This window comes from Streptomyces sp. NPDC028368, assembly GCF_055565615.1.
Genome location: NZ_JBVHTY010000007.1, coordinates 271800 through 290873 on the forward strand (window position 1 = coordinate 271800; position 19074 = coordinate 290873).

Annotated in this window: 15 protein-coding genes and 1 pseudogene; 8 read left to right on the plus strand and 8 right to left on the minus strand. The window is 71.1% G+C overall.

Annotation, left to right across the window (positions count from 1 at the left end):
* The first annotated feature begins 170 nt into the window (after positions 1 to 170).
* From ACZ4S3_RS18615 to ACZ4S3_RS18635, 5 genes are all read left to right on the plus strand, one after another.
* Positions 171 to 1322, plus strand: a complete 1152-nt coding sequence (locus ACZ4S3_RS18615) for a Gfo/Idh/MocA family protein (RefSeq protein WP_467935021.1) — start codon at positions 171 to 173, stop codon at positions 1320 to 1322.
* On the plus strand, positions 1319 to 2407 hold the full coding sequence (locus tag ACZ4S3_RS18620; protein ID WP_467935025.1) for a dihydrodipicolinate synthase family protein: 1089 nt from the start codon (positions 1319 to 1321) through the stop codon (positions 2405 to 2407). Before ACZ4S3_RS18615 ends, ACZ4S3_RS18620 begins: the two co-directional genes overlap by 4 nt.
* Positions 2404 to 3255 (plus strand): sugar phosphate isomerase/epimerase family protein, encoded by an 852-nt coding sequence (locus ACZ4S3_RS18625; RefSeq protein WP_467935029.1) that lies wholly within the window; start codon positions 2404 to 2406, stop codon positions 3253 to 3255. The genes ACZ4S3_RS18620 and ACZ4S3_RS18625 overlap by 4 nt, the downstream gene beginning before the upstream one ends.
* 247 nt (positions 3256 to 3502) lie before the next feature.
* Complete coding sequence (gene recD2, locus ACZ4S3_RS18630) at positions 3503 to 5710, plus strand: SF1B family DNA helicase RecD2 (protein WP_467935033.1); 2208 nt, start codon at positions 3503 to 3505, stop codon at positions 5708 to 5710.
* 176 nt (positions 5711 to 5886) lie between these two features.
* Positions 5887 to 7176: a citrate synthase gene (locus ACZ4S3_RS18635; protein ID WP_467935037.1), complete on the plus strand. Its 1290-nt coding sequence runs from the start codon at positions 5887 to 5889 to the stop codon at positions 7174 to 7176.
* A gap of 430 nt (positions 7177 to 7606) precedes the next feature.
* Here ACZ4S3_RS18635 and ACZ4S3_RS18640 read toward each other — a convergent pair whose 3' ends face one another.
* Entirely contained in the window at positions 7607 to 9865 is a 2259-nt protein-coding gene (locus ACZ4S3_RS18640) for a heavy metal translocating P-type ATPase (RefSeq protein WP_467935042.1), read from the minus strand.
* Between the two features lie 6 nt (positions 9866 to 9871).
* On the minus strand, positions 9872 to 10210 hold the full coding sequence (locus tag ACZ4S3_RS18645) for a heavy-metal-associated domain-containing protein (protein WP_467935045.1): 339 nt from the start codon (positions 10208 to 10210) through the stop codon (positions 9872 to 9874).
* A gap of 266 nt (positions 10211 to 10476) precedes the next feature.
* Between ACZ4S3_RS18645 and ACZ4S3_RS18650 the strand changes: the two genes are divergently transcribed.
* Positions 10477 to 11172: a DedA family protein gene (locus ACZ4S3_RS18650; RefSeq protein ID WP_467935049.1), complete on the plus strand. Its 696-nt coding sequence runs from the start codon at positions 10477 to 10479 to the stop codon at positions 11170 to 11172.
* Positions 11173 to 11385: 213 nt separating this feature from the next.
* Positions 11386 to 11955 carry a GNAT family N-acetyltransferase gene (locus ACZ4S3_RS18655; RefSeq protein ID WP_467935053.1) on the plus strand — a complete coding sequence of 190 codons (570 nt, stop codon included), beginning with the start codon at positions 11386 to 11388 and terminating at the stop codon, positions 11953 to 11955.
* Between the two features lie 76 nt (positions 11956 to 12031).
* On the opposite strand, the pseudogene ACZ4S3_RS18660 reads toward ACZ4S3_RS18655, so the two are convergent.
* Both ACZ4S3_RS18660 and ACZ4S3_RS18665 read right to left on the minus strand, forming a co-directional pair.
* Positions 12032 to 12573 (minus strand): annotated as a pseudogene (locus ACZ4S3_RS18660) (TSUP family transporter).
* A complete protein-coding gene (locus ACZ4S3_RS18665; protein WP_467935057.1) occupies positions 12570 to 13598 on the minus strand; it encodes a Gfo/Idh/MocA family protein in 1029 nt (342 codons plus the stop codon). The pseudogene ACZ4S3_RS18660 and the gene ACZ4S3_RS18665 overlap by 4 nt, the downstream one beginning before the upstream one ends.
* A 390-nt stretch (positions 13599 to 13988) precedes the next feature.
* Between ACZ4S3_RS18665 and ACZ4S3_RS18670 the strand changes: the two genes are divergently transcribed.
* On the plus strand, positions 13989 to 15029 hold the full coding sequence (locus ACZ4S3_RS18670) for a LacI family DNA-binding transcriptional regulator (protein ID WP_467935061.1): 1041 nt from the start codon (positions 13989 to 13991) through the stop codon (positions 15027 to 15029).
* Between the two features lie 74 nt (positions 15030 to 15103).
* On the opposite strand, the gene ACZ4S3_RS18675 is transcribed toward ACZ4S3_RS18670, so the two are convergent.
* From ACZ4S3_RS18675 to ACZ4S3_RS18690, 4 genes are all read right to left on the minus strand, one after another.
* Positions 15104 to 16057, minus strand: a complete 954-nt coding sequence (locus ACZ4S3_RS18675; RefSeq protein ID WP_467935065.1) for a 2-dehydropantoate 2-reductase — start codon at positions 16055 to 16057, stop codon at positions 15104 to 15106.
* Between the two features lie 88 nt (positions 16058 to 16145).
* Positions 16146 to 16352: a helix-turn-helix transcriptional regulator gene (locus ACZ4S3_RS18680; protein ID WP_467935070.1), complete on the minus strand. Its 207-nt coding sequence runs from the start codon at positions 16350 to 16352 to the stop codon at positions 16146 to 16148.
* A 276-nt stretch (positions 16353 to 16628) separates the two neighbouring features.
* Positions 16629 to 18038 carry a sugar porter family MFS transporter gene (locus ACZ4S3_RS18685; protein ID WP_467935075.1) on the minus strand — a complete coding sequence of 470 codons (1410 nt, stop codon included), beginning with the start codon at positions 18036 to 18038 and terminating at the stop codon, positions 16629 to 16631.
* A gap of 2 nt (positions 18039 to 18040) precedes the next feature.
* Positions 18041 to 19060 carry a Gfo/Idh/MocA family protein gene (locus ACZ4S3_RS18690; RefSeq protein ID WP_467935080.1) on the minus strand — a complete coding sequence of 340 codons (1020 nt, stop codon included), beginning with the start codon at positions 19058 to 19060 and terminating at the stop codon, positions 18041 to 18043.
* Positions 19061 to 19074 lie beyond the last annotated feature (14 nt).

Here is a 19074-nt window from a genome sequence, read left to right on the forward strand (position 1 = left end):
CTCCTCATTTCCCACCCCTTCGGTCCCGCCCCCTTGTTGGCGTCCTGCCGCGCAGGCTAGCGTCCCTCGCGATAGAAAGCGCTTGCTACGTCATCACGCCTTCACACGATCACGCCATCACGCATCCCACTCCGCCATCCCATCCCGCACCGCGCGAGAGAGGCCGGACCGTGACACGCACGACCGTACGCATCGCCATGAACGGCGTGACCGGACGCATGGGCTACCGCCAGCATCTGGTCCGCTCCCTCCTCGCCCTGCGCGACCAGGGCGGCCTCGCCCTCGCGGACGGGACGGTGATCTGGCCCGAACCGGTGCTCGTCGGCCGCTCCGAGCGCAAGCTGCGGGCCCTGGCCGAACGGCACGGCCTGCAGGAATTCAGCTGCGACCTCGACGCCGTACTCGCCGACGACAGCATCGACATCTACTTCGACGCCCAGGTCACCGCCGCCCGCGAGGAGGCCGTGAAGAAAGCGATTGCTGCCGGAAAGCATCTGTACGTCGAGAAGCCCACCGCCACCGGCCTGTCCGGCGCCCTGGAGCTGGCCCGAGCGGCCCGGGACGCCGGCGTCAAACACGGCGTCGTCCAAGACAAGCTCTTCCTGCCCGGACTGCGCAAGCTGCGCCGCCTGGTGGAGGGCGGCTTCTTCGGCCGCATCCTGTCCGTACGGGGCGAGTTCGGCTACTGGGTCTTCGAGGGCGACTGGCAGCAGGCGCAGCGTCCCTCGTGGAACTACCGCACCGAGGACGGCGGCGGCATCGCGGCCGATATGTTCCCGCACTGGGAGTACGTCCTGCACGAGCTGTTCGGGCCGGTCAGGACCGTGCAGGCGCACATCACCACGCACCTCCCGCGCCGCTGGGACGAGTCGGGCGCCCCCTACGACGCCACCGCCGACGACGCCGCGTACGGCATCTTCGAGCTGGCCAACGGGATCGTCGCCCAGATCAACTCCTCCTGGGCGGTGCGGGTGCACCGCGACGAACTGGTGGAGTTCCAGGTGGACGGCACCGAGGGCTCGGCCGTCGCCGGGCTCCGCGGCTGCCGCATCCAGCACCGCGCCGCAACCCCCAAACCGGTCTGGAATCCGGACATCCCGACGGCCGAACGGTTCCGCGAACAGTGGCAAGAGGTGCCCGACAACGCCGAGTTCGACAACGCCTTCAAGGCCCAGTGGGAGCTGTTCCTGCGGCATGTCGTACGCGACGAGCCCTGGCACTGGGACCTGGCGGCGGGCGCCCGGGGCGTCCAGCTCGCCGAACTCGGCCTGAAGTCGTCGGCCGAGGGACGCCGCCTGAACGTTCCGGAGTTGCCCCGGTGACCGCCGCCCGGCCCCGCTCCCGCACCGTCTTCGCCGCCGCCCACGTCGTCCCCGACCCCCACGCCGACACCACCCCCGACGGCCCCGCCGCCCTCGACTGGGACGCCACCCTCGCCTTCCGCCGCCACCTGTGGTCGCAGGGTCTGGGTGTGGCCGAGGCGATGGACACCGCGCAGCGCGGAATGGGCCTGGACTGGCCGGCCGCCGCCGAGCTGATCCGCCGCTCGGCCGCCGAGGCGCGCGCCGTCGGCGGCCTGCTGGCCTGCGGCGCCGGCACCGACCAACTCCCGCCCCGCGGCGCCTCTTTGGCGGAGGTGCGGGTCGCGTACGAGGAACAGCTCGGGCTCGTCGAGGACGCCGGCGGCCGACCGGTCCTGATGGCGTCCCGGCAGCTCGCCGCGGCCGCCACCGGGCCCGACGACTACCTGGAGCTCTACGGACACCTGCTGCGCCAGGCCACCGGCCCGGTCATCCTCCACTGGCTCGGCCCGATGTTCGACCCGGCACTGGCGGGCTACTGGGGCAGCACGGACCTCGACGCCGCCACGGACACCTTCCTCTCGGTCGTCGCCGGGCATCCCCACAAGGTGGACGGCGTCAAGGTCTCCCTCCTGGACGCCGACCGGGAGGTACGGCTGCGCCGCGGCCTGCCGGAACCCGTGCGCTGCTACACCGGCGACGACTTCCACTACCCGGAGCTGATCGCGGGCGACGACCACGGCTTCAGCGACGCCCTGCTGGGCATCTTCGACCCGCTGGCCCCACTGGCCGCCGAGGCCGTACGCCTCCTGGACAGCGGGGACCGGGCGGGCTTCCGGGCCGTCCTGGACCCGACCGTCGCCCTCTCCCGGCACCTCTTCCAGGCGCCCACCCGCTACTACAAGACCGGCGTGGTCCTGCTCGCCTGGCTCGCCGGGCACCAGACGCACTTCAGCATGGTCGGCGGCCTCCAGTCGGCCCGTTCGCTGCCGCACCTGCGCCGTGCGTACCAACTGGCCGACGGACTGGGCCTGTTCCCCGACCGGGAACGCGCCGCGGCCCGGATGGGCAAACTGCTCGCGGTGTACGGGATGGAGGACGCGTGAGGGACAACGGCCTGCTCTCCCGGCTGAGCCTCAATCAGGAGACCGTCAGACAGTGGTCCCTCCCGGAACTCACGGACGGGTGTGCGCGGGCGGGCGTGCGGGGCGTGGGCCTGTGGCGCGCGCCGGTACAGCAATACGGGGTGGCCGCGGCCGCCCGGCTCGTCCGTGATGCCGGCCTCGAGGTCACCAGCCTGTGCCGGGGTGGGTTCTTCACCGCCGAGGATCCCCGGGAGCGCGCGGCCGCCCTGGAGGACAACCGGGCCGCCATCGAGGAAGCCGCGGCCCTGGGCACCGCCACCCTGGTCCTGGTCTCCGGCGGACTGCCGCCCGGCAGCCGCGACCTGTCCGGCGCCCGGGAGCGGATCGCGGACGCGCTCGCGGAGTTGGCGCCGTACGCCGCCGAGCGGGGCGTACGGCTGGCCCTCGAACCGCTGCACCCGATGTACGCCGCGGACCGCTGCGTGGTCTCCACGCTCGCCCAGGCTCTCGACCTCGCCGAACGCTTCCCCGCCGGCCAGGTGGGGGTGGTGGTGGACACCTACCACCTCTGGTGGGACGACACGGTCGGCGCGGGAATCGCCCGCGCGGGCGGCGCCGGCGGGGGCGGATCACGGATCGCCGCCTTCCAGCTGGCCGACTGGGTCACCCCGTTGCCCGAGGGCGTCCTCCTGGGGCGCGGGCAGCTCGGTGACGGATCGGTGGATCTGCGGTGGTTCCGCGAGCGGGTGGACGCGGCCGGCTACCAGGGGCCCATCGAGGTGGAGATCTTCAGCCCGGCGCTGTGGCAACGGGACGGGGCGGCGGTGCTGGCCGAGATCGTGGACCGTTTCTCGGCGCACGTCGGGTGAGCGCCGGCGTGCGCCGGGGCGGCACGTGCAGTAGCCGAGAAATAACCCAGCGGAAGCGCAACCGTTGACGGCTTACGGAGGTCATAGCAGGCGTCGGTCTCCACGGGGGAGGAATCCGGGGGGAATCCGGAGGCCGGCGAGAAGGGGGGGGGAATCGAGGGGTCCGTCCATCAGGCGGGCCCCTCGATCGCATCGCAGGACCCGCCTTCACCGACGCGCTGTCAGACCCCGGCGGTACGGTCGGGGCATGGTCAACGGGTCGGTGGTGGAAGGGGTCCTCGAGCGGATCACCTACGCCAATGAGGAGAACGGCTACACGGTCGCGCGGGTCGACACCGGCCGTGGCGGGGGCGATCTCCTCACCGTTGTCGGGGCGTTGCTCGGCGCGCAGCCGGGGGAGTCGCTGCGCATGGAGGGGCGGTGGGGCTCCCATCCGCAGTTCGGCAAGCAGTTCCATGTCGACAACTACCAAACCGTCCTTCCGGCCACAATCCAGGGCATCCGCCGCTATCTGGGCTCCGGGCTCATCAAGGGCATCGGCCCGCGGATCGCCGACCGCATCGTCGAGCACTTCGGCACCGACACCCTGGACGTCATCGAGGAGCGGCCCCAGCGCCTGATCGAGGTGCCGGGCCTCGGCCCCAAGCGGACGAAGATGATCGGCGCGGCATGGGAGGAACAGAAGGCCATCAAGGAGGTGATGGTCTTCCTCCAGGGCGTCGGCGTCTCGACGTCCATCGCGGTGCGGATCTACAAGAAGTACGGCGACGCCTCCATCTCCGTCGTCCGCAACCAGCCCTACCGCCTGGCCGCGGATGTGTGGGGCATCGGCTTCCTGACGGCCGACCGGATCGCGCAGGCCGTGGGCATTGCGCAGGACAGCCCGGACCGGGTCAAGGCGGGCCTGCAGTACGCCCTGTCGCAGTCGACGGACCAGGGCCACTGCTTCCTGCCCGAGGAACAGCTCATCGCGGACGCGGTCAAGCTGCTCCAGGTGGACACCGGCCTGGTCATCGACTGCCTGGGGGAGCTGGCCCAGGACCCGGAGGGCGTGGTCCGCGAACAGGTGCCGGGCAAGGACGGCGAGCCGGTCACGGCCGTCTATCTGGTGCCGTTCCACCGCGCCGAGATCTCGCTCGCCGGCCGGCTGACCCGGCTGCTGCGCACTGACGAGGACCGGATGCCCGCGTTCGGGGACGTGGTCTGGGACAAGGCGCTGGCGTGGCTCGCGCGGCGGACGGGCGCCGAGCTGGCGCCGGAGCAGCAGGCGGCGGTGCGCCTCGCGCTGACGCAGAAGGTGGCGGTGCTGACCGGCGGGCCCGGTTGCGGCAAGTCCTTCACGGTGCGCTCGGTGGTGGAGCTGGCCCGCGCCAAGAAGGCCAAGGTGGTGCTGGCGGCGCCCACCGGCCGGGCGGCCAAGCGGCTCTCGGAGCTCACCGGGGCCGAGGCGTCCACCGTCCACCGCCTCCTGGAGCTCAAGCCCGGCGGGGACGCCGCCTATGACGCGGACCGGCCGCTGGACGCCGATCTGGTGGTCGTCGACGAGGCGTCGATGCTGGATCTGCTGCTGGCCAACAAGCTCATCAAGGCGGTACCGCCGGGCGCCCACTTGCTGCTGGTCGGGGATGTCGACCAGCTGCCGTCGGTGGGCGCGGGGGAGGTGCTGCGGGATCTGCTCGCCGAGTCGGGCCCCGTGCCGTCCGTACGGCTGACCAGGATCTTCCGCCAGGCCCAGGAGTCCGGGGTGGTGACCAACGCGCATCGCATCAACTCCGGCGTGCCGCCGCTGACGACCGGCCTGAAGGACTTCTTCCTGTTCGCCGAGGAGGACACCGAGGAGGCCGGGCGGCTCACCGTCGATGTCGCCGCCCGCCGGATCCCGGCGAAGTTCGGCCTCGACCCTCGGCGGGATGTCCAGGTGCTGGCCCCGATGCACCGCGGCCCGGCCGGCGCGGGCGCGCTGAACGGCCTGCTCCAGCAGGCCGTCACCCCGGCCCGCCCCGATCTGCCCGAGCGCCGGTTCGGCGGCCGGGTCTTCCGGGTGGGCGACAAGGTCACCCAGATCAGAAACAACTATGACAAGGGCCGCAACGGCGTCTTCAACGGCACGGTGGGCGTGGTCACGGATCTCAGCACCGACGACCAGCGGCTGACCGTGCGCACCGACGAGGACGAGGAGGTCCCCTATGACTTCGATGAACTGGACGAATTGGCACACGCCTATGCCGTGACGATCCACCGCTCGCAGGGTAGTGAGTATCCAGCGGTGGTGATTCCGGTCACGACCGGAGCCTGGATGATGCTGCAGCGCAATCTGCTGTATACCGCCGTGACCCGGGCAAAACGCTTGGTGGTGCTGGTCGGCTCCCGGAAGGCCCTGGGGCAGGCCGTGCGCACCGTATCCGCCGGTCGGCGGTGTACGGCGCTCGATCACCGGCTCGCTCGTGCGATGTGATGTCACTCCTCTTTCCCAATCGGGGCGAAGGGGAGCAGGATGGACGTCAACGCGGCACTGAGTGCCGCGATAGGGCCCTATGGCCGACCCCGAGTGCACATCCAAGGTCCAAATGGGGGAAGGTATAGGCAGTCAGGGCACCTCGAAGAAGAGGCACAACGTCGGTGAGGGATGACGTGAGCGACAACTCTGTAGTACTGCGTTACGGGGACGGCGAATACAGCTACCCGGTCGTCGACAGCAGTGTCGGCGACAAGGGCTTCGACATCTCGAAGCTGCGCGCCCAGACCGGTCTGGTGACCCTGGATTCCGGTTATGGCAACACCGCGGCATACAAATCCGCGATCACCTATCTCGATGGTGAACAGGGAATTCTTCGTTACCGCGGGTATCCGATCGAGCAGCTCGCAGAGCGCAGCACGTTCGTCGAGACCGCGTATCTCCTGATCAACGGTGAGCTGCCCACCGTTGATGAGCTGGCGACGTTCAAGCAGGACATCACTTACCACACCCTGCTCCACGAGGACGTCAAGCGTTTCTACGACGGCTTCCCCCGGGACGCCCACCCGATGGCCATGCTGTCGTCGGTGGTCAGCGCGCTGTCGACCTTCTACCAGGACAGCCACAACCCGTTCGACGAGCGGCAGCGCCACATCTCCACGATCCGGCTGCTGGCCAAGCTCCCGACGATTGCGGCCTACGCCTACAAGAAGTCGGTCGGCCACCCGGTCGTCTACCCGAGCAATGACCTCGGGTACGTCGAGAACTTCCTGCGGATGACCTTCTCGGTGCCCGCCGCCGCGTACGACCTCGACCCGGTCGTGGTCGGCGCCCTGGACAAGCTGCTGATCCTGCACGCGGACCACGAGCAGAACTGCTCGACCTCCACGGTCCGTCTGGTCGGTTCCTCGCAGGCGAACCTCTTCGCCTCGATCTCGGCCGGTATCAACGCCCTGTGGGGCCCCCTGCACGGCGGCGCCAACCAGTCCGTGCTGGAGATGCTCGAGGGCATCCAGCGTGACGGCGGCGACGTCGACTCCTTCATCCGCAAGGTGAAGAACAAGGAAGACGGCGTGAAGCTCATGGGCTTCGGGCACCGCGTCTACAAGAACTTCGACCCCCGGGCGAAGATCATCAAGGCGGCGGCGCACGACGTCCTCTCGGCGCTGGGCAAGTCCGACGAGCTGCTGGACATCGCCCTCAAGCTGGAGGAGCACGCGCTCTCCGACGACTACTTCGTCGAGCGCAAGCTCTACCCGAACGTCGACTTCTACACCGGCCTGATCTACCGGGCCATGGGCTTCCCGACCGAGATGTTCACGGTGCTCTTCGCGCTCGGCCGGCTGCCCGGCTGGATCGCCCAGTGGCACGAGATGATCAAGGAGCCCGGCTCCCGTATCGGCCGCCCGCGGCAGATCTACACCGGTGTCGTCGAGCGCGACTTCGTGCCGGTCGAGGAGCGCTGACCGCCGCGCCCTGACGGCAGGCCCCGCGCGCGGAAACGAAAGCGCCCCGCCTCCGGATCCCCCCACGGGTCCAGAGCGCGGGGCGCTTCCCATGTCCCGGGTCGGATTCCCCCCACGGGATCCGTCCGGGCGTTCCGGGTAGCACCGCGATCTGCCGGGACGCGCACATTCGGGAGGGCCGCTCAAAGCTCCCCGGGCACGTCGCCCCGGCCACGCGTAGCCGGACAGGATCCCCCAAGATCCGCACGGCTTGTGCGGTGCAAGTCCCCGCCGGGGTGCTTGCACTGCCCGGTTAGACTCACGACCCCCCTCAATGGTTACGTTCCCATGAGTGTGATCTGGGTCTCTTGCCATAAAGGGCGAATGCGGTCAAGGGGTACGAGCTGGAGATCGACGCGTTCGCGTATGGGTGTTGTGTCAGTTGTGTGAGCTATGTGAAAGTTCGTAGCCGCAGACTGTTGGTGACCACGAAGACCGACGAAAAGGCCATCGCGGCGCCCGCGATCATCGGATTCAGCAGGCCGGCCGCCGCCAGCGGCAGCGCGGCCACGTTGTAGCCGAACGCCCAGAACAGATTTCCCTTGATCGTGGCGAGCGTGGCACGGGCCAGCCGGATGGCATCCGCCGCAACCCGCAGATCCCCCCGTACGAGCGTGAGGTCCCCGGCCTCGATGGCCGCATCGGTGCCGGTGCCCATGGCCAGCCCCAGATCGGCGGTGGCCAGCGCCGCCGCGTCATTGACGCCGTCGCCCACCATCGCCACCGTACGGCCCGCCGCACGCAGCCGCCGGACGACCGCCACCTTGTCCTGAGGCAGCACCTCGGCGATCACCTCGCCGATGCCCACCTCGGCCGCAACCGCCTCCGCGACGGCCTTGTTGTCACCGGTCAGCAGGATCGGCGTGAGGCCCAGCGCACGCAGCTCACGCACCGCCTCGGCGCTGCCGGGCTTGACCGCGTCGGCGACCGCCAGAACCCCGCGCGCCCCGCCGTCCCACGCCACCACCACAGCGGTACGGCCCGCGGCCTCGGCCGCCGCCAGCGCCGCCCGCAGCTCCGCCGGAAGTGCCACCCCGGCCCGCTCGGCCAGCCGCGCCCGGCCCGCCAGCACCCGATGGCCGGCCACCACCCCATGCACGCCCAGCCCCGGCACACTCACAAAATCCTCCACGGCGGGCAGCGCGCCCACCCGCTCCGCCGCGCCCTCCGCGATCGCCCGCGCCACCGGGTGCTCCGAGGCGTGCTCCAGCGCCCCGGCCAGCCGCAGCAGCTCGTCCTGGGCGACCCCGTCGGCCGCCACGGCCTCCCGGAGCCGCATCCGCCCGCTGGTGACCGTGCCGGTCTTGTCCAGCACGACGGTGTCCACCCGGCGGGTCGACTCCAGCACTTCCGGGCCCTTGATCAGAATGCCCAGCTGGGCGCCGCGCCCGGTGCCCACCATCAGGGCCGTCGGGGTGGCGAGCCCCAGGGCGCACGGGCAGGCGATGATCAGCACCGCCACCGCGGCGGTGAACGAGGCGGTGGCATCGCCGCCCGCCAGCAGCCGGCCGGCCGGCGTGCCCACCGCGATCAGCAGCACCACCGGGACGAACACCGCCGAGATCCGGTCGGCGAGCCGCTGCACCGCCGCCTTGCCGCTTTGCGCGTCCTGCACCAGCCGCGCCATCCGCGCCAGCTGGGTGTCGCCGCCGACCCGGGTGGCCTCGACCTCCAGGCGGCCCGAGGTGTTCACCGTCGCCCCGGTGACGGCATCCCCCGGGGACACATCCGTCGGCACCGATTCGCCGGTCAGCATGGACGCGTCCACCGCGGAGCTGCCCGCCACCACCCGCCCGTCGGTGGCGACGGTCTCCCCGGGCCGTACGACGAACCGGTCCCCGACCGCCAGCTCACCCACCGGCACGCGCACTTCCCGCCCATCCCGCAGTACGGCCACGTCTTTGGCGCCCAGCTCCAGCAGCGCACGCAGCGCGGCCCCCGCCTTCCGCTTCGAGCGGGCCTCCAGATAGCGGCCCAGCAGCAGAAAGGTGGTCACACCGGCCGCGGCCTCCAGATAGATCTCCGAGGACCCGGCCGTGGAGGCAATGGTGAGGTCGAAACCGTGCCGCATACCGGGCATGCCCGCGTCGCCGAAGAACAGCGCCCACAGCGACCAGCCGAAGGCGGCCAGCGTCCCCAGAGAGATCAGCGTGTCCATCGTGGCGGCGCCGTGCCGCAGATTGGCCCAGGCGGCGCGGTGGAAGGGATAGCCGCCCCAGGCGACCACCGGGGCGGCGAGAGTCAGGGACAGCCACTGCCAGTTGGTGAACTGCAGCGCGGGCACCATCGCCAACACGATCACGGGCACGGACAGCACGGCGCAGACCGACAGCCGCTGCCGGAGCGCCGCCAGATCCGCACCGCCGTCCGCGGCCTCGCCGGACGGCCCGCCCGGCGGCGCCGTGGCCGGCTCGGGCTTCGGGGGCGCGGGCCGCTGTGCCGTATAGCCGGTCTTCTCCACCGTGGCGATCAGGGCCTCGACCGATACCCCGTCCCCGTACGAGATCTTCGCCTTCTCCGTCGCGTAGTTGACGGTGGCGGCGACGCCGTCCATGCGGTTGAGCTTCTTCTCGACGCGCGCGGCGCACGAGGCGCAGGTCATCCCGCCGATGGCGAGCTCGACCTGCGCCTGTGCGAGGGAACCTGACATTGCAGGTCAGGCCCGGCCCACGAGCTCGTAACCGGCCTCGTCCACGGCCGCGCGCACGGCCTCGTCGTCGAGCGGGGCGGCGGAGGTGACGGTCACCAGCCCGGTGGCCGCGACCGCCTGCACCGAGGTCACCCCCGCGATCTCGTCGATCTCGGAGGACACGGCACCTTCGCAGTGGCCGCAGGTCATGCCGGTGACCTTGTACGTGGTGGTCACCTCGCCGGCCTGCGCGGCGCCGCCGCCCGTGTGGCACGAGCCCTCGGCCGTGCAACAGGAGCCGGTCGCCGACGTGGTGGCGGCGTCGGAGGCGGCGGCTGCGTCGGGGGTGGCAGACGTGGCAGTCATGGAATTCTCCTTGTGGTGCCGGTGTGTTCCGTGTGTTCTGTGCGTTCGCTGTGTTCTGGGTGTTCGGTGTGTTTTGGGTGTTCCGTGTGTAACGCGTGGTGCCGAAATGCCGGGGAGGTCGCCGATGACGGCCGGCGTCTCCCAGCGCCTTCACTTTATACCCCTAGGGGGTATCAATCCAACCCGGCACGCCACGCGTTGCCGTGCCTCCCGCCACGCGTCAGCCTTGGGGTACGGACTCGGGGCGGATCCGAGGAGGCGGCCGGATGGACGTATTCGCCTACGGCCTGCTGGTGCTCACCACCCTGCCACCACTGGTCCCCAACTCCGCGCTCCTTGTCACCGCCGGAGTACTCGCCTCCCAGGGCGACGCGTTCCTCCCGCTGATTGTGCTGACCGTCGCGGGCAGTGCACTGCTCGGGGATGTCCTGATGTATCTCGTGGCGCGACGGTTCGGCGCGCCCGTACGGTCCTGGATGCGGCGCAGCGCCCGGCGCCGGGCGCTCCTGGAATGGACCTCCCACCACATCCAGCGCTACGGCCTGCCGTTCCTGATCGGCGTACGGTTCCTGCCCAGCGGGCGGATCGCCGGCGCGCTGGCCTCCGGAGTCCTGCGCTACCCCCTGCGCACCTACGTGATCGGCGCCGCGGCGGCCGAGGCGCTGTGGGCGACCTACTCGGTCGGACTCGGCTACATCGGCAGCGCCGCCGCGGGCGACCCGCTCTACGCCGCGGGCATCGGTATCGGCGTCTCCTGCGCGGTCGCCGCGGCGGGCACGGGCATCCAGTGGGCGGTCCATCGCCGCGCCATGCGGGTGCCGGCGGACAGCGCCTGCGAAGTGCGGCCCGGCCGGGCACCCAAGGGCGCGGGAGAGGGTGAAGAGGGCGGGAGCGGACCGGCCGGGCGCGGGGGGCGCGCCGAAGCCGTGCCTGTCCGGGAGCTCTGGAGCGGGCCCCTGTGACCGCTCGGGGCGGGCCTTGCGGGAACCCCGGGGACGGGAGAGGGACGAGCCGGCGACGGTGGCCGGGTGTTCCGGGCCGGATGCTGGGCCGATGGCCGCGGAAGGGTCGCTGACCAGCGGATTCGCCCCGGCAGGCCGACCGCCTGCGGCCTGCACGTGGCCCGCTGTCCTGAGGGCGGCCGATTGTCAGTGGCGGGTCCTACGGTTGGGTGCATGACGAGGGGAACAGGCGCACCGCGGGTGCGGATCCAGGAGTGGACGGCGGACGACATCGACCTGCTGCGCAGGCTCAACGCACCGGAGATGACCGACCATCTCGGCGGCCCCGAGACCGAGGCGCAGGTGGCCGCGCGGCACGAGCGGTATCTCCGGCTCGACGGCACGGGGCAGATGTTCCGGGTGGTGCTGGCGGCGGGGGATGACGCGCCGGAGGGTGAAACGTCGGACGGCGGGCCGGGGGGCCGTCCAGGGGACGCGGTGGTGGGATCGGTCGGCTTCTGGGAGCTCACCTGGCAGGGCGAGCGGGCCTACGAGACGGGTTGGGGCGTGCTGCCCGCATACCAGGGGCGCGGCATCGCCGCCGCCGCGGCCCGGGAAGTCATAGCGGTGGCGAAGGCCGAGGGGCGGCATCGCTTTCTGCATGCGTTTCCCTCGGTGGAGCACTCCGCGTCCAACGCCGTGTGCCGGAAGGCGGGATTCGGCTTCCACGGGGAGTGCGAGATCGAGTACCCCAAGGGGCATCGGATGCGGGCCAACAACTGGCGGGTGGAGTTGAAGCCCTGAAGCCCTGAAGCCCTGATGGCTTGGTGGTGATGAGGGGTCAGGCGGTCGGGCGACAACGAGGGCATCAACTCCCGTGTCAGAGCAGCAGGTTGAGGCTGGAAAGGGCGGTGAAGGCCAGCACCAGACGTTCGAAGAGGGCCTGGTCGATGCGGTGCACGCACGCTCGCCCGATAAGGGCGCCAACGACTACGGCGAGGGCGAGCGCCGCGTCCAGGGCCAGGGCGTCGGGCGTGATCAGGCCCAGCGCGACGCTGAACGGCAGCTTGAAGAGATTGACGATCAGAAAGAACCAGGCACCGGTGCCCAGGAACCCGAGCACGGAGAAGCCGGAGGTGAGCAGATACAACGACATGGCGGGGCCGCCGGCGTTGGCCACCATGGTGGCGAAACCGGCTACCAGGCCGAAGAGCAGTGCCTGTACGTGCCGTTGACGGCGGGTGGGACATCGCCGACGAGCAGCAGCGGCAGCAGCGCACCGGTGGACTCCTTGGCGGGCAGCACGGCGGCGAACAGCGCCACGCCGATCGCACCCACGCCACTGATGGCGGTCTTGGAGACCCCCACCAGCAGCGCGGCGAGCACCAGCGCGCCCAGGCCTATGACGCCGGGGTCGCTCACGCGCCCGGCGCCGTACCGCCGTCGGCGCGGATGTCTGCGACGGCAACCGGCTCGCCGGTCCGGCGGGAGCGGTCGCACGCCTCGGCGACATAGAGCGCCTCCAGCGCCTCGGCGGGCGAGCACGGGTTCGGCGCCCGTCCCGCGGCGACCTCGGCGAAGACGCCCAGCTCGGTGACGTACGCGTCGTGGAAGCGCTCCATGAACGTGGCGTACGGGGCGGCCGACCGCTGCCACGACAGCCGCGCCTCCGCCGACGGCAGCGGCGCACGGTCGTCCAGACCCACGAATCGGGCGCCCTCGGAGCCGCAGACCTCCAGCCGGACGTCGTGGCCCGCGCCGTTGTAACGCGTCGCGGTGACGGTGGCCAGGGTGTCGTCGTCGAAGCGCAGCAGCGCCGCGCAGGTGTCGACGTCATCACCGTCGGCGAAGAAGGACGCGCCGCGGTTGGCGCCCTGCGCGTAGACCGAGACCACCTCGCGACCGGTCAGCCAGCGCAGGATGTCGAAGTCATGGATGCTGCAGTCCCGGAACAGCCCGCCGGAGGTGGGGATGTAGCCGGACGGTGGCGGCGTCTGATCGCTGGTGCAGGCGCGCAGGGTGTGCAGCCAGCCCAGTTCGCCGGAGCGCAGCGCCTCCCGGGCGGCGCGGTATCCGGCGTCGAACCGCCGCTGGAAACCGATCTGTACGGGTACGGTCCCGGCCTGCGCACGCTCCACCACGCCAACGGTGCCGGGCACGTCCAGCGCCACCGGCTTCTCGCAGAACACCGGCACCCCGGCGTCCAGGGCCTGGTGGATGAGCGCGGCATGCGCACTGGTTGCGGCGGTGATCACCACGCCGTCCAGGCCGTCCGCGTACATCTCCTCGATGCCCGCGGCGGCCCGCACGCCGAGCGACCGCGCCAGCGATGCGGCGCGTGCGGTGTCCACATCCGCGACGACGAGCTCGGTGACGCCCGGGACGCGCTGGAGGGTCTCGGCGTGGAATGCGCCGATGCGCCCGGTGCCGATCAGCCCGATCTTCATGCGTCGGTTCCTTTCCAGGGAGCTTTTCAGAGTTGGCAAGCCATGGGGACAGTGAGGGAGCGGCGAGCGAACAGCCGTGGGGACAGTCGTGGGGACGGTCGTGGTGAACAACCGTGGGAACAGCCACGGGGCCGGTCAGGGAACAGCTGTGGGTGAGGGGCCGGTGAGGGGAGCGGAGGCCGGGCGGGGATCGAAATCGGAGCGGTTCGGGACGGTGTCTGGAACGTGGTCGGAACGGTGTCTGGAAACGCGTTTGGAACGGTCCAATCTCTCGCTCCCCGGCACCCTGCATGTCCGGATGTCTGCATGTCAACCCTTGCGGCAAAGGGGGAGGGGGCGGCGCGGGGACACGCGTTGACGCGCACCCGGACCGATGGAAGGATCCCGTCCATGGAACGGTCCAATCAGGGTCCCGTGGACCGCCCCCCGACGATCCGCAGCGTGGCCGAGCGCGCCGGCGTCTCCAAATCGCTCGTCTCCCTCGTCCTGCAGGGCTCCCCGAGTGTCAGCGACGCCAAGCGCCGGGCCGTCCTCGACGCGATCGAGGAACTCGGCTACCGGCCCAACGCCGCGGCCCGCAGCCTGGTGGCACGCCGCACGCACACCGTGGGCGTGCTGTTGAACGACATGCGCAACCCCTGGTTCGTCGAGCTGCTGGACGGCCTGAACTCCGTGCTGCACGCCCACGGCCTGCGGATGCTGATGGCCGACGGCAGGCTCAACCGCCGTACCGGCGAGGACTTCACCCGGGCGTTCCTGGAGCTGCGGGTGGACGGCCTGGTCGCGGTGGGCACCCTGCCGGACACCGCCGCCCTCGCCGAGGCCGCCGAGCGGCTGCCGACCGTCGTCGCGGGCACCCACGAGCCGCAGCTGCCCAGGGTGGACACCGTCGCCAACGACGACGAGCGGGGCGCCCGGCTCGCCACCGAACATCTCATCGGGCTCGGCCACCGCCAGATCGCCCATATCGCCGGCAGCGGCAGCGTCGGCAGACTGCGCCGTCGCGGCTTCGAGGCGGCGATGCGCGAGCACGGGCTCGGCGAGGAGATGACCGTCGAGCCGAGCGACGCGACCGAGGAAGGCGGCTACCGGGCGGCCGTGCGGATGCTCGGCGGACAGCCGGACGTGGGACGCGAACGCCCCACCGCCGTCTTCGCGTTCAACGACATCTCTGCCGTCGGCGCGCTGTCGGCGGCACAGGAACTGGGCCTCGAGGTGCCCCGCGACCTTTCCCTGATCGGCTGCGACAACACCTATCTCGCCCGTATCCGGCACCTGTGGCTGAGCACCGTCAACAACGCCAGCTACGACGTCGGGCGCCAGGCCGCACAGTGTCTGCTGGACCGCATCGAGCGCCCCGACCGGACCGCCGACCGCCGGCTGGTACTCCCCTCCCTGGAGATCCGCGGCTCCGCGGCACCGCCCCTGTAGGAGCGGTCACCCCAGGAGCGGTCACCCCATGGGAGCGCGTACGCAGGCTCAGGCCCGCAGGAGTGGACGACGGCTCAGGCCCGCAGCTCGCGGTCGACCGCCCGGAGCAGCGTGAGCAGCATGCCGTTCAACGGGGTGGCGATGGTGTGCCGTTCACCGGCCCGGACCACCGCGCCGGTGAGGTACTCGTGCTCCAGGGGGCGCCCCGCGAGGCGGTCGTAGAGCATCGAGGAACCGCCGTCGGGCGGCACCGCCGCGTACATCTCCAGCGTGTTGCCGATGTCCCCCTCGCCGATGTCCGCGCCCTCGGCACGCGCCACGGCGGCGGCCTCGCGCAGCAGGTCGCGGGTGAGCGCGGCCATCTCGGGGTCCGCGAAGACGCCCATCCGCTGCTGGAGAAGGGCGGTAAGGGGATTGGCCGCGAGATTCGTGAACAGCTTGCGCCAGGCATCGGTGGTGAAATCCCCGACCGGCCGCACCGCCAGCTCGCTGTCGGCCAGCAGAGCCGCGAACCGGTCGGCCAACGGGCCCTCGGGAACGTGCAGTTCGCTGCCGACGTGATGGCGGATCCGGCCGGGCGCAATGCGCTCGACGGCCATGTACGCCAGGACGGGGAGGATCTCGGTGCCCTCCGGGACGTACGGGGCGACCCGCGCGCGGTGGCCGACGCCGTTCTGCAGCACCGCGACGGCCGAGCCGGGCCCGCACAGCCGCCGCAGCCAGCCCTCGGCGCCCGCGGTGTCCTGCGCCTTGGTGGTCAGCAGCACCCAGTCGACGGGCGTGACCTGTGCGGGCTCGGTGGCGATCCGTACCGCGGCGGTGCGCTCCTCGCCGCCGGCCTCGACGGTGAGGCCGTCCACGGGGCCGCGTACGCACAAGGTGACGTCGAGGCCGGCCCACCGGGCGAGGGCGGCGGTGTAGCCGCCGATCGCACCGGCGCCGATCACCGCGATCCGGGCGGGCGAAGGGCCGTGCGGGTCCTGCCGGTCGTGCGCGTCATGCTCGCCGTGCGCTATCGGGTGCGTCATCCCGCGATCGTAGGCCCCGAGCCGGGCGGAGCCCACGAGCCGGGAACGCGCCGAAGCCACCGTCACCACAGGCGCCGGCAGGGCTGGTTCAGTCCGCCTGTTCCCGCCGGCCCCGATGGCCGGGCCGGCGCACCACCCAGGCTCTGACCGTATCGGCGAACCAGTACGGTTTCCCGCCCTCCACCAGATCCGGCTCCGGCAGCAGTCCGTGCTTGCGGTACGAGCGCACGGTGTCCGGCTGCACCTGGATATGTGCGGCGATCTCCTTGTACGACCAGAGCCTTCGGTCGGTCATCTCTGCGCACCTCCTTGGAGCCGTGTGCAGGGTCGGCCCGGAGAGCCGGCGGGGGCTGCGTACGGCTTGACGGTCACTCAGCCTGTGCCCGGTCAACGACACTGAGTGAACGGCAGGGAGGGGCTGTTGATCGGCTGTGACGGAAGACCCGCGTAACGGTGACAGCCGTGACGGCGGCGGGACGGCTGTGACAGAAGGGGGGTGCGGCCCCGTGACATCTGCCCAGCGGACGACGGCGGTTCCCCGTCACGCAAAGGATGCAAAGGACGTAAAGGATCAGCGGGCCGTCGCCGCCTTCCGCAGCTCGTCCTCCAGCTCCTCCAAGGCCAGCCCCTTGGTCTCCGGTGCGTACCGCTTGCAGAAAATCAGGGACAGTACGCACATCACGCCGAAGAACCAGAACGTGGTGCCGGCCCCGATCGCGTCGAGCAGCACCGGAAAAGCGAGTGCGACGGAGAAGTTGACCAGCCACATCACGAATACCGCGGTGCCCATGGCCAGCCCGCGCACCTTGAGCGGGAACATCTCGGCGAGCAGCAGCCAGACACCGGTGTTCAAAGTGGCCTGCATGAAGGCCATGTAGAGCACCATCAGGCCGAGAACGAGATAGCTGACGGCGGGGGAGTGCGGCAGGCGGAAGGCCGCGCCGAGCAGGGCGAGCGCCAGCGCCATGCCGGCCAGGCCGGTGATCAGCAGGGGACGGCGGCCGACCCGGTCGATCAGGGACATGCCGATCGCGGTGGCCAGTACGGAAATGGCGCCGACGGCGATGGTGGCGGTGATCGCGGCACTGGTGCCCAGGCCGGTGGCGGCGAGGATCTTGGGCGCGAAGTAGATAACGGCATTGACGCCGGTGATCTGCTGGACGATCGCCAGCCCGACGCCGACCAGGAGGAGCCGCCGTACCCAAGGGGTGCGCAGTTCCCGCCAGACGCCGCGCCGGGCATCGGCCTCCAGGCTGCGGGCATGGTCGATACGGGCCAGCTCGGCGGCGACGTCGTCGGCGGGGAACGTACGGCGCAGCACACCGGCCGCCTCCTCCCCCCGTCCCTTGCTGATGTACCAGCGCGGGGTGTCCGGCAGGAAGAAGAGCCCGGTGAACAGGGCCACCGCAGGCAGCGCGGCCAGCCCCAGCATCCAGCGCCAGGCCTCCCAGTGCGCCAGGACGGCGTTGATGAGGTAGGCGAGCAGCTGGCCGCTGACGATCATCAGGGAGTTGAAGGACACCAGACGGCCGCGGATGTGCGGCGGCGCGATCTCCGACAGATACAGCGGGGTGATGACCGAGGCACTGCCGACGGCGAGGCCGAGGACGAAGCGGGCCCCGGCCATGACGGCAACGGTGGGGGCGAGCGCGACGGCTATCGCGCCGCCGATGAACACCGCGCCCGCCCACAGCAGGGAGTTGCGCCGCCCCAGTGCGTCGGACATCCGGCCGCCGGCCAGCGAGCCGAAGGCGGCGCCGATCAGCAGGGCGCTGGTGATGATGCCCTCGCCCAGGGAGGAGAGGCCGAAGTGGCGCTCCATGAAGGGGAGGGCGCCGGAGACCACTCCGGTGTCGTAGCCGAAGAGTGCGCCGCCGAGGGCGGCGATGGCAGCGATGCCGACGATGAAGCGTTTGGCGCTGCGGGCCGGGGCGCTTGCGCGCGGGGCGGCGGACGCCACTTGGCGGGTCGGGGCCGTCATCGTCAGCGGTACAGCGCCGGACGCTCGATCAGTTCCACGGCCACCCGCTCGCCGGTCTCCTGGGCGCGCACGCCCGCCGCGCACACCGCGGCCGCCGCGTAGCCGTCCCAGCAGCTGGGGCCCTCGACCTCGCCGCGCCGGGTGGCGTTCACCCAGCGCTGCACCTGCCGGTCGTAGGCCTCCTCGAAGCGCTCCACGAAGCCTGGGGTGATGGCACCGCCCCAGTGGCCCGCGGTGTTGGTGAACACCCCGTGGTCGTCGCCGATCCTGGCGGTGCCGCTCTCGCAGACCGCCTCGCAGCTGACTTGATAGCCGAAGCCGCAGTTGACGAAGAGCTCGGTGTCCACGACCTGGCCGCCGGCCGTCTCGAAGAGGATCAGCTGGGGGTCGCTGAGGCCTTCGGGCGCGTTCCCGGTAGGCGCCGGGCGCAGGACCTGTACGGCCGTGATCTCCTCCTCCAGCAGCCAGCGGGTGATATCGATTTCATGCACCACCGAGTCGTGGATCATCATCGCGTTGGTGAAGCCGGGCGGGGTGTCGGCGTTGCGATGCTTGTTGTGCAGCATCAGTGGTCGGCCGTAAGTTCCCTGGTCCAGAAGGGACTTGAGGGTGCGATAGTCGGCGTCGTAGCGGCGCATGAAGCCCACCTGGACGCGGCGGTGGCCGAGCGCCTGCTCGGCCTCCAGGACGCGCAGGGCGGAGGCCGGATCCGGGGTCAGCGGCTTCTCACACAGCACGGGCAGATCGCGTGCGAAGGCGTCCAGCAGCGCCGCCTCGTGGGCGGGGCCCGGCGAGGCGACCAGTACGGCGTCCACCGCGGGGTCGTCCATGGCGGCGGCCGGGTCGGTGTAGGCGGTACACCCCTCGATGCCGTCGGCGAGGCCCTTGACCCGGTCCGCGTCGATGTCGACCACCGCCGCCACCCGGGCGCCGCTGATCACCTCGTGGATGCGGCGTACGTGGTCGGCGCCCATCCGGCCGGTGCCGATGACGGCCACGCCGAGCGTTCCGTGCGAAGTCATGTCGTCCTCAATCC